Genomic DNA, 16,640 nt, shown 5'->3' with positions numbered 1-16,640 from the left:
AGTCAAATCTCCAAGATCGCACGAAGCATGTCATCGACTGATTGGATGACCTTTGCGTTTGCGGCATAGGCCTTTTCGATCTGCATCAAATCCTGCATCTCGCGGTCTGAATCGACGCCGTCGCGAAGCAAGTCACCCTTCAGCGCCTCTGTTCTGGCCTGCGAAAAGGAAAGATTGGTTTCGGCCTCAAGCCTTTGAACGGCAAAGGTTGAGGCGGCTTCTGCCGCTAGTTTGAATAGGCTAAAGGCACCCTGATTTGCGCTGGCTGGTACAGGCCTCTCTTCCGCCAATCGTTGGGCAAAGTTCTGAAGCAGTGTCGGGTCCGATCTGGCCGGATCTGCTGTTGCATGTATTCCGTCTCTGATCCGCCAAATCGACTCTTCGCTGCCATCAGCGATTACAATGTTCAGTGTGATCCGCGATGCCCAACCCGGCGCATCAGCCGAAATATCCGTGCCGTCTTGATCAACAAAAAGGCCCGCTTCACCTGCAGCCAAACTCGGATCGACATCTGGGCCGGACAATCGCTCGATAAGGCTTTTGGCGATGTCATCGACGAGGCGTTGTTGCCGGACCGAGTCCTCGTCTCGAATTTGAAAATGCGCCGACAATCGACCTTGCCCAAGATGACCACCTTCTGGACCAGTCGAAATGGGCTTTCCGTCTACCGCCAAACCTGAAAGCCCTCCGCTTTCAACGGTCATGTCGGGTTGGATAGCGCGTGTCGGAGAGAAACTGAAAACAGCGGCCCGCCCATCCAAGAGTGCCAAGCCAGACGTTGAAAATAAGGCGACCTGATTGCCTTGCCGCGCAACCTCGCGAACCGGGACAATCTCGGCGATCTGATCTATCAGCGTTTGACGCCGATCTTCCGCAGACGAAGTATCTTGCCCTCGGGCCGTCATTGCCGCGATCTGGGTGTTCAGATCTTTGACCGACCGAATGGCCGTGTTCAGGGTTTTTACATTGCGCTCAATTGCCGTATCCGCAACTTGCCGGCTACCCGCAATTGCCTCAGATGCGCTGTTCAGGCTGGCCACAAGATTCTTCGCGGCATCTTTGACGTTCAGAAGCCGGGCAGAAGAGTCGGGTCGAGCAGCGGCTTCGGTGAGGCTGCGCTGGAAAGACGAAAGCCATGCCGTTAGCGATGAAGCATCGGTTGGATCGCCAAACGCCGTTTCAATCGACCGCAGCGCAACCAGTCTAGGATCAATCGACGACCGTATCGAATTTGCCAGCCTCAGGTCCTGGACGATCGCCTGACTGATCTGGCGCTCAACCGAGACGATCCTGACGCCCGCTCCGATCCCGCCGATTTGCCGAGACGCGATTTGGGCCTGCCGGCGCGCAAATCCTTCGGTCAAGGCATTCGAGATGTTTTCCGACGCAATCTCAGCAAGCCGAGCACCGGTGTTCAGACCAGAAAGCGCGTTCGACAGGGCCGAAGTCAGGCTCATTGGTTCATTCCTTTACCGTTTAATGTTGGTCGTTTCCTGAAGCATTTCATCCACGGTCTGGATCACTTTGGCATTCGAGGAGTAGGCACGCTGGGTCTGGATCAGCGAGGTCAACTCAGCCGCAACATCAGTGGTGGATCCTTCCCGCGCATATCCAGAAATCGCCCCGGTCGGACCATCCCCTGCATCCCACAGGAAGAAGGATCCGGAGTCCGGAGAGACCTTGTAGGTCTGGTTATCCATGGTGGTAAGCCCGTTGACGTTGGGGACATCAATCAAGGGAATCTGATAGATGCGGCGCACGAAACCGGTGTCATAGGTTGCAAGGATATAGCCGTTTGAATCCACCTCTACTGCGGCCAGATTCCCGACGGGCGAGCCGTCCTTCGTGATGTTGGTGGGGGCAAAGCTGTCGGAAAGCTGGGTCAACCCGTTGGTCTCACCCGGCTTTCCAATCTCAAGGCTGATCGCACCGCCGGCAACTGGAAGGTCGATCATCCCGGTGGCAAGATCGTAAGCTCCTCCCGAGACCGTCGTCACATTTGCAAGGGTGCCGCCACTTGTGCGCGAATCGTCAAAGGTCAATTCATACTCGCCGATCAGCGCGTCATTCGAGGCGCTGTCCCGAATTTCCATCCGCCAGGTGTTCGAATAGCCTGTGGCTGCAACGACAGGCGTGAAGGTGATGTCGAGAGACTCCGATGTTCCAAGATTGCCAAAATATTCGATCGTTCTTGAACGTGGGTCGCCCGAGGCCCCGGCGGCCGTGTCCGTCGCCGGCAAGTTGGTGCCTAGAGTAATGCGGGTTGTCGGGTCTCCGGCAGTCTGGTTGACGTTGATCACGACAGGTTCCAGACCGGAAACCGAATCTCGGGGGAAGTTTGGAATTTCTCCATCCGAATTGGCTGGCCAACCCAAAAGAACCAATCCGGATTCCGTCCGCAGCACGCCATCCGCATCAGCGCGGAAGGCCCCTGTCGTGGTCATCATCAAGGGAACATCGCCCATGTCGACGCCCAAGGCGACAGCTGGCATGACCGGAAGCATGCCACGGCCAGATACCGCAAGATCAAGTGGATTAGAGGTGCCAACAAGGGCGCCACGCTCTTCAATCAATCGGACGGTCGAGGCACGAACGCCGCCGGCCGCATAGGTGCTGGCACCGCGAGAATCCGAAATCACCATGCTTTCAAATTCGGCCAAAGACCGTTTGTAACCATAGGTCGAAGAGTTCGCGATATTGTCGGAAATGGTGGCAAGCCGGGTCGCGTTCGCGTTCAGTCCCGCCACCCCCGCATTCAGCGAGGAAGAAATCGTCATCTAGTCCGCCTTTCTACAGGTCGATGCCGCTATGTGCATCGCAACCTGAGGCAAGGCGATTAATGTCCCCCTAACAGAGACAATTTGAATTTTTCAGCGGCTGGTGCGTAGCAAGATCAACTCCAGTCGATTGTTCCGAGAGGCCGTTTCGTTCGCAGCGACGGGAACGCGATCAGCATGTCCGGTTATGCGAGCAAACCTGTCTTCCCGCGCCCCTTTATTCTCTATCAGACGGCGCAGGGCCTGGGCCCGTTCAGAGGATAAGTTCCACATTGGATTTTCAATCATAACAATGGGATAGCTGCGCGTATATCCATTCACCGCCAGAGAGTTCTCGGTCGCCTTCAGAACGTCGGCAAGCACCGTAGCCAGTTGCTCCAGAACAGCGGTCGCCGTAGGCGTGTCACGGCGGAAAAGCGGTGCATCAGGCAAATCGAACAACTCAATCACCAGCCCCTCATCTGTGACGCGCGTTACGACGTGCTGCAGCAGGCGATGCAAATCCGTGCTTTCGCCCGACCGCGCCAGCAACTGCTTCTCGACCTCGGCCAAAAGTTCTTCTTGCTTCCCCCTGTCAGAGGCTTCGCTCTCGGTCCCCGAAGCTTTGTTATCCTGTGCAGGGAATTGGGCAGAGGCGCCGGTTCCGTTCCGCAGCAGGCTTTGCTCAGATAGGATGGAATCCCCCCCAAAGGCACCGTCACCCCCGCCAGAGGTGCGGGAAATCGGTACGGATGGGCTGAAATAATCCGCCAATCCTTTACGCTGTTTTTCGGTCGTCGCGTTCAACAGCCACATCAACAGAAAAAACGCCATCATAGCGGTCACAAAGTCAGCATAGGCCACTTTCCACGCCCCACCGTGGTGCCCACCGCTTACGATATTCTTTTTCCGTTTGATGATGACTGGCGCGGCATTTGACTGCCCTGCCATCCACACACCCATCTCTTACACCCACATCCCGGTTTACGGGATGCAGGTGAACAGAGATTTAAAGCTGTGGATTTTAGCGATTACTCCGCTGAGGACCGTGCCCAAAGGTTCACATCTTCTTCGGAAGAAACGCGGTCGATTTCGGCCAATTCTTCGGCTGTGAAGTCAAGATTTCCGATTGCTCCCGCACAGTCGATGACTTGTTCAGGCTTTGAGGCGCCAATCAAGGCCGTCGTAATTCCGCCGTCGCGCAGAACCCAAGCTAAGGCCATCTGCGCCAAGGTCTGGCCCCGGCGCTCGGCAATTGCATTCAGGTCGCGGACGCTTTGAAGAGCCCGCGGAGTGATTGTCGCGGGGTTCAGGCTTTTTCCCTGAGTGGCTCTGCTGCCTTCTGGAAGGCCGTTCAGATATTTCTTTGTCAGGATACCTTGGGCCAAAGGCGTAAAGGCAATAGATCCTACACCCAGCTCCTTCAGCGTCTCTTTCAGTCCGTCCTTTTCCACCCAGCGGTTCAGAATGTTGTAACTCGGTTGGTGGATCAGGCAGGGGGTGCCCAGCTCTTTCAAGATCGCCACAGCCTCGCGCGTGCGCTGGCTGTTATAGCTGGAAAGCCCGATGTAAAGCGCCCGACCCGAGCGGACGATGTGGTCAAGCGCTAGCATGGTTTCTTCCAGCGGCGTATCGGGGTCAAACCGATGCGAATAGAAAATATCGACGTAATCGAGACCCATCCGCTTCAGGCTTTGGTCGCAAGACGCGATCAGGTATTTCCGGCTGCCCCATTCGCCATAGGGGCCTTCCCACATCAGATATCCCGCTTTGGAACTGATGATCAGTTCGTCCCGATGCCCTGCGAAGTCCGTTTTCAAGATCTCGCCAAAGGCTTCTTCGGCGCTGCCGGGCGGCGGGCCGTAGTTGTTTGCCAGATCGAAATGGGTAATCCCGTGGTCAAAGGCCGTGCGACAGATTTCTCCCTTTAGTCGGTGGGGCGTGTCATGGCCGAAGTTGTGCCACAGCCCAAGGCTGATGGCCGGCAGCTTCAGGCCTGAATTTCCACAGCGACGATAGATCATCTTCGAATAGCGGTCTGCGGCAGGGGTATAGGGCATGGCAATCTCCTGTTTGGCGACACCATTCCACTCTGAACGTGCGAGGGCAAGTTGCAGACCGGGAAAAGGTCGTCCACATTGGGCACATGATGGCGATGACGCAAGAAATGTGGCTGTTCCTGAAGGCGGTCTGGGGACGGATCGGCGCCGGGCACTTCGGGCTTATCGCTGCGGGAGTGGCATTTTATGCCATGTTCGCGGTCTTTCCCGGTCTTGCTGCCTGTGTCGCCATCTGGAGCCTGGTTTCAGACCCAGCGGTTATCAGTGGGTATCTGGAAGTTTCGCGCGCATGGTTGCCGGATACGGCGTGGAGCCTGATCAACGATCAGGTGATGACCTTGCTTTCCGCCCGGCGCGCCACGCTGGGTTGGGCAACGGCTGCGTCAATCGTGGTCGCGCTCTATTCGGCGCGCGCAGGGGTGTCGGCGCTGATCAGCGGGCTGGAATTCGTCCATCGAGCCGATCCGCGCCCATTTTTCTGGGGCCTGTTCTCGGACTTCATGGTGACCTTCGCCTTGATCCTCGCCCTGTTCGCAGGGTTCACCACCTCAATCGCTGTTCCGATCATTCTGGAATGGGTTGAACTTGGCATCGTCGGGGAATGGTTCTTGGCGATCTTGCCGCGGATGGCGATGTTCTTTCTGGTGCTTTCCTGCCTTGCCATCCTGTATCGGCTTGGCCCGCGCCGTCCGATGAAGGGTGTGGTGCCGCATGTCTTGACGGGGGTCATTGTGGCCACGGTCTCTTGGGCCATCGTCAGCCTAGCCTTTTCGACCTATCTCGCCAATTTCGACAGCTATAACCGGGTCTATGGCACCATCGGCGCCGTTGCGGCTTTGATGATGTGGCTTTACCTCTCGGTCTGGGCGGTCCTTTTGGGCGGGGCGTTCAATGCCGAGCTGACCGAGCGGGCGCGGCCGGGGCAGTTTGTCTCTCGCAGGGATGCCGCGCGTGCTCAGCAAAATCAGTGACTTACCGTTTCATTTTCAGTGTTTCTTAACACTCACGCCGAAACCGCTGCCTTAAATGCAGTCGGGCGGGGTTTCCCCCGCCCGACTTTGTCTTTTCCAAGCCGTCGACTTTGGGCCGAAAGACAGGGGCGATTCACCCGCCCCAATCCTGTGGGCAGCCTGGATCAGACGTACTTGTTCCACATGTTTTCCAGCCGTTCCTGACGGCCCGACCGCGGCTGCGGTTCCAGATTTTCCGAGATCACGCGTGCGGCAGCATCTTCCAAAGATCCCTGCAACATGGCTTGCGCCGCAGCAGAAGACCACCCGGCGTAACGCTCGGTCCGGGCTGCTTCCATCTCGCCTGATTCATACAGGGCCGCAGCCGCCTTGAAGGCGCGGGCGCAGGTGTCCATGCCACCGACATGGGCAAGGATCAGATCTTCCGGGTCCAGCGACTGACGGCGGATCTTTGCGTCAAAGTTGGTGCCACCCGTGGTATAGCCACCAGCGCGAATGATTTCGTAGAAGGCCACAGCCTTTTCCGCGTGGTTGTTCGGGAACTGGTCCGTGTCCCAGCCCGACTGGTAGTCGTTCCGGTTCATGTCGATCGAGCCAAAGATGCCCAAGGCTGCGGCCGTTGCGATCTCATGCTCGAAGGAATGGCCGGCAAGGATCGCGTGCCCCTGTTCGATGTTGGTTTTTACTTCCTTTTCCAGACCGAAATCCTTGAGGAAGCCGTAAACCGTGGCCACGTCATAATCATACTGGTGCTTTGACGGCTCTTGCGGTTTGGGTTCGATCAGGATCGTGCCCGTGAAGCCGATCTTGTACTTGTATTCGACAACCTGTTGCAGGAAGCGGCCCGCATGTTCGCGCTCGGCCTTGAGGTCGGTGTTCAGGAGGGTTTCATAGCCCTCACGACCGCCCCAAAGAACGTAGTTCTGGCCGCCCAGCTTCATCGTGGCGTCCATGTTTGCCTTCACGGTCGCTGCGGCATAGGCATAGACATCCGGATCGGGGTTGGTGGCTGCGCCCGACATCCAGCGACGGTGCGAAAACAGGTTCGACGTGCCCCACAGAAGCTTCGCTTTGTGCTGGGTTTGCTTTTCGGCAAGGTAGTCGACGATCTCGTTCAGGTTCCGCAAGCTTTCTGCAAAGGTCGCACCCTCGGGGCGGGCGTCGGCATCGTGGAAGCAGTAATAGGGCTGGCCAAGAATATCGAACATCTCAAAGGCCACGTCGGCCTTCAGCCTGGCCAAGGCCATGCTGTCGCCGAACCATGGGCGTTCGAAGGTCTGGCCACCAAAGGGGTCGCCGCCCGGCCAGGCAAAGCTGTGCCAATAGGCAACCGCAAAGCGCATATGGTCCTCCATGCGCTTGCCCATGACAACCTCATCGGGGTTGTAGTGACGGAAGGCGAATTCGCTGGTGGCGTTCGGGCCTTGATAGGTGATGGCCGGGATATTCTTGAAAAAGTCGGTCATGACAGAGATCCAATAGCGTTTCTTGCAGCAACATGGCGGGCATGGCCCGCATCGAAGGCGTCTTTCAGAGAGGCGTCGGGCGCGATTTCGCGCTCGATCTTGGGCAGCGTGGCGATTTCCGCTCCGGCCCCGGTGGCAGCCATCATGGCAAGCCGGGCCGCACCGAAAGCCCCACCGAAATCGCCCGATACAGGCACCAGAACCGGGCAATCCAGTGCGGTGGCGATGGCTTTCAGCCAATAGTCCGATTTTGAACCGCCCCCAACGGCCAGCAGGTTTTCCAACCGCGTTCCCGTGGCGGCAAGCGCATCGCGACAATCACGGAAGGCAAAGGTCACGCCTTCCAGCACAGCACGGGTCGCGGCTGCGCGGTCGGTTGCATGTTCAAGGCCAAGGAAAGCCCCGCGAATGTTGGCCGAATTCAAGGGCGTACGTTCGCCGCCCAGATAGGGCAAGAACTGCGTCTTGCCCGGAGCCCGCAGCGGACCAAGCTCTTTGGTTAGGCTGGCCGCATCGCTTCCGGCCAGACCGGCAAACCAGTTCAGCGCATCGGTGCAGGCAAGGATCACCCCCATCTGGTGCCATGTGTTCGGCAGGGCATGACAGAAGGTGTGCACGGCGGTATCGGCATCCGGCTGATAGCCGTCATTGGCTGCAAACAGCACGCCCGAGGTGCCAAGGCTGACAAATGCCTCACCCGCGCGCACAACGCCCACGCCAACGCCCGAAGCCGCGTTGTCGCCGCCGCCTCCGGCCACGACCACGTCCCTTGGCAAGCCCCAGCGTGAAGCCAGTTCTGGCCGCAAGGTGCCAGACACTTCCGATCCCTCGACAAGGCGTGGCATGTGGCTGCGGTCAAGTCCGGTCGCAGAAAGCAGATCGTCTGACCAGTCGCGCGCCCCGGTATCAAGCCAGCTTGTGCCAGCCGCATCGGACATCTCGCCAACATGGTCGCCGATCAGCCAAAGGCGAAGGTAATCCTTCGGCAAAAGGATCTTGGCCACCTTTTCGCGGATGGCCGGTTCGTGGCTCGCCACCCACATCAGTTTTGGGGCTGTAAAGCCCGGAAAGACGATGTTTCCGGTCAGGCGGCGGAACATCGGGTCGCCATCCAGAATGGCGGCCTCTTCGTGGCTGCGGGTGTCATTCCACAGGATGCAAGGACGCAGCACCTGATCCCGGTTGTCGAGCAGGGTTGCCCCATGCATATGACCGGAAAGGCCGATGGCGCGGACCTTGCCAAGTCCGTGGGCGGAAAGCCTGTCAAAGACGGTCTCGGCCGCGGCAATCCAGTCTGCCGGGGCCTGTTCGCTGTGGCCTTCAGCCGGGCGTGAAACGGTCAAGGGGGCGGTGGCTTCAGCCACCACCTCCTGCGCGTCTGTCATAAGCACGCCCTTCAAGCCGGATGTGCCCAGATCAAGTCCGATATACATCAGTAGGCCTGTGGCGGCTTTTTGCCCGCAATAATCATGCCAAGGATGTCGTCATCGGTGACTTCGTTCACGTTGACGCAGCCGATATTCTGGCCGTTCTTCATGATCACCGCGCGATCGCACAGCTCCATAACGGCATGGATGTCATGCTCGATCAGGAAGATGCCAAGCCCTTGGGCCTTCAGTTCCGCGATCAGTTCGGCAACCATCTGCGTCTCGTGCGGGCCGAGGGCGGCAGTTGGTTCGTCCATGATCAGGATCTTGGCATTGAAATAGACGGCGCGGGCAATGGCGACCGATTGGCGCTGACCACCTGACAGGGCCGAAACCGGAACGTTGAACTTGCGGAAGTTCGGGTTCAGGCGGCCCATGATCTTGCGGGTCTCGGCCTCCATCCTTGCATCGTCCAGCAAGCCGCCGGCGCCAACAAGTTCGCGGCCCAGAAACAGGTTCGAAGCGGCGTCGAGGTTGTCTGCCAAAGCAAGCGTCTGGTAGATCGTCTCGATGTTGTATTTTCGCGCATCCCGCGGGTTTTCGATGGTGACTTCTTCGCCGTTGATCAGGATCTGACCTGCGTCCTTCTGGTAAGCGCCCGAGAGGCACTTGATCAGCGTGGATTTGCCCGCGCCGTTGTGGCCCAGAAGGCCTACGACTTCGCCGGGGTACAGGTCGACCGTGACGTGGTCGACGGCCTTGATGCCCCCGAAGGCGATCGAGATGTCACGCAACTCGACCAGAGGGGTGCCTGTGTTCGGATTTCCCATGGTTCTCCCTCCTCCTTACTTAATGCGCTTGCGATAAAGAATGTCGAGATAGACAGCGAGTACGAGAGCGATACCGATCACGATACGCTGGTACGAGCCGTCGCCGAAGCCGATCAGAACCATGCCGGTTTGCAGCGAAGTCAGGATCAAAGCGCCGATGATGGCGCCGTAAATCGTGCCCACACCGCCTGCCAGAGAGGTACCGCCGACAACGGCCGCCGCGATGACGTAGAGTTCGTCAAGGTTGCCCATTGCGTTTGTCGCACTGTTCTGACGGGCCGCGCCGATGATGGCTGCGATACCGGCAAGCCCGCCCATCAAGGTGAAAATTTTCACTGTCATGATGCGGGTGTTGATCCCGGACAGGGTGGCTGCCTCGGGGTTGCCGCCAATGGCAAACACATAGCGGCCAAAGCGGGTGCGGGTCATCAGGATGGTCATGCCGATCGCCACAGCGATCAGGATCAGCACCGGATAGGCAAAGCCATGCGAGAAGCTGGCGCAGACGTCACTGAAGATATCGCCGCCACGTTGCGCACAGGCAGGAACTTCCTGACCGAGGCTGGTGTAATATTTCGCGATATTGCCTGGAGGCCAGATATAGGCGTTCACAAGGGCAGCTGCACCGAGGATGATCGCACAGATAAGGCCGATCACGAAGGTTTCGGCCCAGACCGGGCGCAGCGGGAAGTCGTGCAGTTTGCGCGCCTTGCGGCCGCTCAAGAAGATCCAGACGACAAAGACGCAGGCGATGACGGCGAAGATCCAGCTTCCGGTGCGGCCAAGCGCGCCGAATGAACCGCCGCCTATCAGCGAGAAGCGCTCATCCAGGGGGGCGATGGTTTTACCGCCAGCAACAAGGAAGGCCGCGCCGCGCCAGACCAGAAGGCCCCCCAGCGTGACGATAAAGGCCGGAATGCCGAGGAAAGCGATCATCGCGCCCTGAAACGCCCCGATCAGCGCACCCATGGCAACGCCAAAGAGTGCGGTAATGATCCAGATCGATGGATGGCCAAGACCAAGGGCCGGGGTCAGGTATTCCACCTGAAGAAGGCCCATATACATGCCGACCATGCCCATGATCGACCCAACCGACAGGTCGATGTTGCGGGTGACGATCACCAGAACCATCCCCGTTGCCATGATCCCGATATAGGCCGTTTGAACCGACAAGTTCCAAAGGTTGCGCGGCGTGAGGAAGCCGTTCGCCTCGACCTGACTTGCCCCCAAAAGCATCGAAGGGCGGCCAAGGACGAATGTGGAATAAGCCTCAAAAGCCAGCCAGATCAGCGCCAAGGCGCCAACCATGCCCAAAAGCCGGGGATCGAGTTCGGTGGCACGCAGAAAGCGACCGACAGGCCCGCTTTCCGTTCCCCGCGCCGGGGAGTGATCTGTTTGATTGGTCATTTGCCGTCCATGTAGCAAGAGGGGCGACCATGGCTGCAAAGGCCCAAGAACTTCGGGGGGGTGCAGGCTGGTCTTTATGGAACGAGGTGGCCCGGACAGAGCGTCGGGGGCCAGATTCAACTGATAAATTGGCGCCGGGCCATTGGCCCGGCGCCTGTATTCAAGACCTTATTGGCAAGCAGCCACGTCAGCCATTGCGCCTTCGCAAGCCTGCTCTTTCGAGATGTGGCCAGCGTCGATCGCAAGGTTCAGGGTGTCCTTGGTGATCGGGGTCGGGTTCAGAAGGATTGCGTTCATTTCAACGCCCTTCTCGCCGCCCGAGAACTTCGAAGCGCCCGGGATCGCGTCAAGCGCGCTGCCGTCGGCCAGCAAGCCAGCGATTTCGCCAGCCTTGGCGCCGAGGTCACGTGCGTTCTTCCAGACCGAAACGGTCTGCGTGCCACGAGCCACGCGGTTGATGGCGGCAAGGTCGCCGTCCTGACCACCCAGCGGAACGTTCAGGCCCTGAGCCGACAGAGCGGCGGCAGCGCCACCGGCCATACCGTCGTTCTGTGCCAGAACGGCGTCAACGGCGTTGTTGTTGGCGGTCAGGATCTGTTCCATGTTCTTCTGGGCGTTCTCGGGCTTCCAGCCGTCCGAGTTCGCTTCGCCGACGATCACGATGTCGCCAGAGGCAACAGCAGCGCCGATCACTTCTTCCATGCCCTGACGCAGGAAGCCAACGTTCGGGTCACCTGGGTCACCCTTGATGATGGCGTAGTTGCCCTTCGGAGCGACAGCGAACACCGATTCAGCGATGATGCGGCCCACGCCGACGTTGTCGAAGGTCAGATAGAAGGTGCGGTTGTCTTCGATCAGGCGGTCATAGCCTACGACCGGGATACCTTCTGCGGCGGCCTTTTCGATGGCCGGCCCGATGGCGTCCTTGTCCCAAGCGTTGATGATCAGAGCGTCCACGCCTTGCGCGATCAGGGCGTCGATGTCGGACAGCTGCTTTTCAGCCGAAGCCTGAGCGTCAGCCGAGACGTATTCGTTGCCGGCAGCTTCGATGGCGCCCTTCATGGCCGCTTCGTCGATCTTCCAGCGCTCTTCCTGAAACTGAGCCCAGGACACGCCAATTTTTTTGCCTTCGGCGAATGCTGCCGAGGAGAAGCCAGCCGCGGCGATGACGGCGAGCACGATTGCGTTGCGCATTGGTATCCTCCCTATGGATGCGGTCTGCGTAGACCTGTCCGGCGGATTCGCCGGCACGGGTGAAAAAATGACGGGAATAAATTCAGTTGTCAAAATAAAAATAATCCGCGAACCTGACTTCGGCTACAAATCGGTCGAAAACATGCTGCCTTGCAGCAATTTTTCATCGCGCCGGGAGCGTTTGGCAGTGTTTTTACTTTGGGCGGCGAAAAAATGAACACGCTATATGCAGCGAATGATGCGGGGGATGCCCGCAAGGGCGTGGGTCCGCTGATTCCGCCGCTGTCCGATGCGTTGCGTCCGCTGCGCCAGCAAATATTCGAGCGTATCCGGGCCGCAGGTCTGATTCCCCGCGTGCAGTTGGCCAAAGAGCTTGGCGTGTCGCCAGCCTCGGTGACGACGATTACCTCTGAACTGATCGAGTCTGGTTTGATCGAAGAAGTCAGCTCGCCGCGGGATATCGACAGCGGTCGCGGCAGACCAGCCGTTGCCTTGGGCGTCCGGGCCGAGGCGCATCGCGTGGCTGGCATGAAGATCTCCGACCGGGAACATACGGCGGTCATCGTCGATTTCGCGGGCAGGCTGATTGCCGATGACGCTATTCCTCGTCGTCCCGGCCCGATGACACTGGCCGAACTGCTGCAGTCGATCGAAAGCCTGCTGGACAGGGTCTGCGCCAAGGCGGGGCTTTGCCGCGCGGATCTCAGCGCCGTTGGCATCGGCGTGCCCGGATTTGTCGACAGTCTGGAAGGGCTGGTTCTGTGGTCGTCGGTCTTGAATGACCGGCAGGTGCCCGTGGCGTCCGAAGCCGCAGTCCGGCTTGGCTTGCCGGTCTGGATTGATAACGACGCCAATCTGGTGGCGCTGGCCGAACAATGGTTCGGGGCGGGCAGGGGCCTGTCCGATTTTGCGGTTGTGACCATCGAACATGGTGTCGGAATGGGGTTCGTCATGAACCACCGGTTGTACCGCGGCATGCATCGGGTCGGGATGGAACTTGGTCACAGCAAGGTGCAGTTGGACGGCGCGCTTTGTCGATGCGGACAGCGCGGCTGTCTTGAAGCCTATGTCGCCGACTATGCGCTTGCGCGCGAGGCGACGACAGCACTGAACTGGGGCCATAAGGAAGGCCAGTCGATCGGCGTTCTTCTTGAAAGCCTTTACGATCACGCCAAGGCGGGCAATGCCACCGCTCGGTCGATCTTCCGTCGGGCTGGTCGCTATCTTGCTGTTGGCCTGTCAAATGTGGTCAACATGTTTGATCCCTCGCTGATCATCCTGTCGGGAGAACGGATGCGCTATGACTATCTTTATGCCGCCGAAACGCTGGCCGAGATGGACAATCTGGTGATCAACACTGGCCGCCCGCGCCCGCCCATCGAAATTCATGCCTGGGGCGATCTGCTTTGGGCGCATGGGGCCGCAGCCTTGGCCCTATCCTCGGTCTCTGAAGGGCTTTTGTCCCAAAACCGCGAGATTGCCGCGCAATGATCCGACTGACGATTTTGACCTGCCTTGGCCTTTCGGCCGCCCTGCCAACATGGGCCGACCCTGCCTTCAAAGATCGCGCAAGTGGCTTGCCCGGCCCGCAAGTCTATGATGGCGAGTGGGAACACTATGTCGGCGGCGGCGTGGCGATTTTCGACTGCGATGGCGATGCCAAACCCGATCTCTTTGCGGCGGGCGGCAGCACAGCCGCGGGACTGTTCCGGAACACGACCGCGGCAGCAGGCGGCGATATCACCTTCGAGCGCGTCAGCTTTCCCGAGACCACGGGGGTAACGGGGGCCTATCCGCTGGATGTGGATGGGGATGACCTTCTGGACCTGATGGTGCTGCGGGTCGGACCTAACCTCTTGTTGCAAGGGCAGGGCGGCTGTCAGTTCAAAGACAGGACAGCCGAATGGGGGTTGGAACCCGGCGATCAATGGTCCACCGCGTTTTCCGCCACATGGGAAAAGGGCCGGACTTGGCCAACGTTTGTTGTGGGCAATTATGTGGACTTGAAAGACCCGACCGGACCCTTCGAGGCCTGTGACAAGCATCAGATTCATCGTGGAGGCGAAGGCCGTTTCGAACCGGCAGAAGAAATCGCGCCGGGCTATTGTGCCTTGTCGATGCTGATTTCCGATTGGCGGCGCAGCGGCACACCCGAACTGCGCATCTCGAATGATCGGCAATATTATGTGAGGGCAGGGTATGAGCAGATGTTCACCCTGTCGCCTTTGAAAGAATATGGCGAGGCCGAGAACTGGCCCAAGATAAAGCTTTGGGGCATGGGCATTGCCAGCCGCGACATCACGGGCGATGGCCTCCCCGAGGTGATGCTGACCTCGATGGCGGACCAGGTTTTGCAGATCAACAAGGGTGACGGCACGCTGGCAAACGCCCCCTATGCCATCGGCACCTATGCGACCATCCCCTATATCGGAGATGATGGCCGCCCCTCGACCGGCTGGCATGCTGAATTCGGGGATATCGACAATGACGGCCGCGATGATCTGTTCATCGCCAAAGGCAATGTGAACCAGATGCCGTCAAATGCCATTCACGACCCGAACAACCTTTTGATGCAGCAGGAAGATGGCCACTTTGTCGAAAAAGGGGCTGTGGCTGGCGTGGCGACCGGAGAGCGGTCTCGCGGAGCGGGACTGGTGGATTTGAATGCAGACGGGCTTCTGGACATCGTGGTCGTCAACCGCCGCGCGTCGATGGAGATCTGGCAAAACATCACCGATGGCAGCGGCAATTGGGTGGGGCTGGATTTGCACCAGCCGGGACCAAACCGTCGCGCGGTGGGCGCCTGGGTTGAACTGCGCGCTGGCGGCAAAGTGCAATCGCAGGAAATCACCGTGGGTGGGGGGCATGTTTCCGGACAAGCAGGGCCGCTGCATTTTGGTCTGGGCACGTCGGACAAGGCCGACCTGCGCGTGATCTGGCCCGATGGCGCGGTCTCGGACTGGCTTTCAGTGCCTGTGGGCCAAGTGGTCGCGGCCGAACGAGACGGGAATTCCCTTCGCCTGAAATGAGCCTGCTCTGATCGGGCATCGCCGGCTTGGGGGCCATCAAGGCCCCCAAGCCGGCGATGCCTCCGGCGGGGATATTTATGCCAAGATAAAGACCAGCCTCGCGAAGAGGTACCCAGATGGTTCGATCCGTCTGCGTGGGCCAAGTCGTTATTTATCGACCGGCAAGCCGCTGGGGACGCTGTCCGGCACGCCAAGACGGCCCGTCTTTGCCGATGGGCTTTCGAGACTGGCAAGGAAGGCGATGATCTGGCTGAGTTCGCTGTCCTCGAGCGCGAGGGCCGGGCGAGTAACGGCTGCCGCGATGGCCTTGTATTCTTCGCCGCCCTCGAAGGCGGTCCAATCGGCTTTTGCGGGTTCGAAAGGCCCAGCCAATACCGCCTGCGGTTTATACTGTGCCAGCCCCGAAACCGGGTCGAGGTGATGGCGCAGGAAGGCCGTCAGATCGGCATAGGCCCCAGCATGGCCATAGGGCGCGGTCAACGTGACATTGCGCAGCGATGGCGTCCGGAAGGCATAGATGTCGGCCGGATTGTTGGTGACCCGCATCCGGCCAACATCGCGCTGATGGCGTTCAAACCGTTCGCCCTTTCCCGGGCCCAATTGTGGCTCACCCATCGCGTGAAAATCATGATCTGTCTGGAACTTGCCGGAATGGCAATCGGCACAGCCTGCCTTGCCATAGAACAGGTCCATCCCTGCCCTTGCCTCTTCGGGCAGATCGCCCTCGCCGCGCAAATAGGCGTCAAAGGGCGTGTCATCGGCCCGGAATTCAAAGGCCACGAAATCGGCGATCATGTTTGACACATCGGAAAACACCAGCTTGCGGCCCAGCGTTTCCGGCGCGGCCTTGTCATACATCGCGCGGTATTCCGGAATGCTTTCGACGCGGGCGGCAATCCTGTCCCATGCGCCGCCCGGGGCGGTGATGATGCCTTGGCGGACGGCTGTCGAGATCTCGTTTTCCTCATAATGGCCGGCCATTTCGTCGCCGGACAGCACCGGGAACATATTCTGCGCCGAGAGGATCGAGGAGAAGCCCATCACCATCTCGTCTTCCAGCGGGGTCCGCAGCCCCGAGGGGCGGGTGTCGTCCTTTTCCAGCCTGCCATCATGGAACAGGCGGGTGAATTCATGCGCGCCAAGGTTCCAAAGTGCGGGCGCATTCCGGGGGATACGCTGTTCGGGCAGGTTATTCGCGTCTGGCACGCGGTCGGGGCCCAGCCCGATGCCGCCTTCTCCCAAGGCAAGCGATTGGCCATCGGATGTGCCAAACTTCGGGTGGTGGCACGTCGCGCAGGCGATGGTGCGATTGCCAGAGATCACTTTGTCGTAAAACAGAAGCTGTCCCAATTCGGCGCGCGCGGCTTCGATCTGACGAAAATCGCCATCTGTCACCGGTGCGGGTTTGGGGGCTTCGGCCCATGCGGCGGCTGTACTGGCAAGAAGAAAGGCGAGAGAAAGACGCATATCTGCTCCGGTCGAAATTCCCGCGCAGATTAGCATGGGACCGCTAACGGAAAAGGGAAATCCGCCACTTCGGATCGGGCCGCGTTGCACATT

14 protein-coding genes are annotated in these 16,640 nt (G+C 59.3%); 4 read left to right on the top strand and 10 right to left on the bottom strand.

The window, feature by feature from the left end:
- Positions 1–2: 2 nt before the first annotated feature.
- The 4 genes from flgK to mgrA all read right to left on the bottom strand — a co-directional run bounded on the left by flgK (position 3) and on the right by mgrA (position 4,816).
- Positions 3–1,457, bottom strand: coding sequence for a flagellar hook-associated protein FlgK (gene flgK / locus ACSBLW_RS11290; RefSeq protein WP_435256721.1), 1,455 nt, complete (start codon positions 1,455–1,457; stop codon positions 3–5).
- Between the two features lie 12 nt (positions 1,458–1,469).
- Positions 1,470–2,777, bottom strand: a complete 1,308-nt coding sequence (locus ACSBLW_RS11285; RefSeq protein WP_435256720.1) for a flagellar hook protein FlgE — start codon at positions 2,775–2,777, stop codon at positions 1,470–1,472.
- 93 nt (positions 2,778–2,870) lie between these two features.
- Complete coding sequence (locus ACSBLW_RS11280) at positions 2,871–3,707, bottom strand: flagellar motor protein MotB (protein ID WP_435256719.1); 837 nt, start codon at positions 3,705–3,707, stop codon at positions 2,871–2,873.
- Between the two features lie 80 nt (positions 3,708–3,787).
- Complete coding sequence (mgrA, locus tag ACSBLW_RS11275; RefSeq protein WP_435256718.1) at positions 3,788–4,816, bottom strand: L-glyceraldehyde 3-phosphate reductase; 1,029 nt, start codon at positions 4,814–4,816, stop codon at positions 3,788–3,790.
- 86 nt (positions 4,817–4,902) lie between these two features.
- On the opposite strand from mgrA, the gene ACSBLW_RS11270 reads away from it, so the two are divergent.
- Complete coding sequence (locus ACSBLW_RS11270; RefSeq protein WP_435256717.1) at positions 4,903–5,787, top strand: YihY/virulence factor BrkB family protein; 885 nt, start codon at positions 4,903–4,905, stop codon at positions 5,785–5,787.
- A 164-nt stretch (positions 5,788–5,951) separates the two neighbouring features.
- On the opposite strand, the gene xylA is transcribed toward ACSBLW_RS11270, so the two are convergent.
- The 5 genes from xylA to ACSBLW_RS11245 form a co-directional block, all read right to left on the bottom strand.
- The gene (gene xylA, locus ACSBLW_RS11265) at positions 5,952–7,253 is read right to left on the bottom strand and encodes a xylose isomerase (protein ID WP_435256716.1); all 1,302 of its coding nucleotides are present in this window, start codon (positions 7,251–7,253) and stop codon (positions 5,952–5,954) included.
- The gene (xylB, locus tag ACSBLW_RS11260) at positions 7,250–8,686 is read right to left on the bottom strand and encodes a xylulokinase (protein WP_435256715.1); all 1,437 of its coding nucleotides are present in this window, start codon (positions 8,684–8,686) and stop codon (positions 7,250–7,252) included. The genes xylA and xylB overlap by 4 nt, the downstream gene beginning before the upstream one ends.
- Positions 8,686–9,450: an ATP-binding cassette domain-containing protein gene (locus tag ACSBLW_RS11255; protein ID WP_435256714.1), complete on the bottom strand. Its 765-nt coding sequence runs from the start codon at positions 9,448–9,450 to the stop codon at positions 8,686–8,688. The genes xylB and ACSBLW_RS11255 overlap by 1 nt, the downstream gene beginning before the upstream one ends.
- Positions 9,451–9,465: 15 nt before the next feature.
- The gene (locus ACSBLW_RS11250; protein WP_435256713.1) at positions 9,466–10,857 is read right to left on the bottom strand and encodes a sugar ABC transporter permease; all 1,392 of its coding nucleotides are present in this window, start codon (positions 10,855–10,857) and stop codon (positions 9,466–9,468) included.
- 168 nt (positions 10,858–11,025) lie between these two features.
- Positions 11,026–12,051: a substrate-binding domain-containing protein gene (locus ACSBLW_RS11245; RefSeq protein ID WP_435256712.1), complete on the bottom strand. Its 1,026-nt coding sequence runs from the start codon at positions 12,049–12,051 to the stop codon at positions 11,026–11,028.
- On the opposite strand from ACSBLW_RS11245, the gene ACSBLW_RS11240 reads away from it, so the two are divergent.
- Genes ACSBLW_RS11240 through ACSBLW_RS11230 form a run of 3 tightly spaced genes read left to right on the top strand, consistent with a single transcriptional unit; the run spans position 12,023 to position 15,080 of the window.
- Entirely contained in the window at positions 12,023–12,268 is a 246-nt protein-coding gene (locus ACSBLW_RS11240; protein WP_435256711.1) for a hypothetical protein, read from the top strand. The two genes, ACSBLW_RS11245 and ACSBLW_RS11240, sit on opposite strands and share 29 nt — an antisense overlap.
- Positions 12,265–13,542, top strand: coding sequence for an ROK family protein (locus tag ACSBLW_RS11235; protein ID WP_435256710.1), 1,278 nt, complete (start codon positions 12,265–12,267; stop codon positions 13,540–13,542). The genes ACSBLW_RS11240 and ACSBLW_RS11235 overlap by 4 nt, the downstream gene beginning before the upstream one ends.
- Positions 13,539–15,080: a CRTAC1 family protein gene (locus ACSBLW_RS11230; RefSeq protein ID WP_435256709.1), complete on the top strand. Its 1,542-nt coding sequence runs from the start codon at positions 13,539–13,541 to the stop codon at positions 15,078–15,080. Before ACSBLW_RS11235 ends, ACSBLW_RS11230 begins: the two co-directional genes overlap by 4 nt.
- 147 nt (positions 15,081–15,227) lie before the next feature.
- Here ACSBLW_RS11230 and ACSBLW_RS11225 read toward each other — a convergent pair whose 3' ends face one another.
- Positions 15,228–16,547 carry a cytochrome-c peroxidase gene (locus ACSBLW_RS11225; protein ID WP_435256708.1) on the bottom strand — a complete coding sequence of 440 codons (1,320 nt, stop codon included), beginning with the start codon at positions 16,545–16,547 and terminating at the stop codon, positions 15,228–15,230.
- Positions 16,548–16,640 lie beyond the last annotated feature (93 nt).

The sequence above is a fragment of the Thioclava sp. FR2 genome (assembly GCF_051200875.1).
Taxonomy (GTDB): domain Bacteria; phylum Pseudomonadota; class Alphaproteobacteria; order Rhodobacterales; family Rhodobacteraceae; genus Pseudotabrizicola.
The sequence above is the reverse complement of the archived record's forward strand: the minus strand, read 5'-3'. Positions and strand labels throughout refer to the sequence as shown.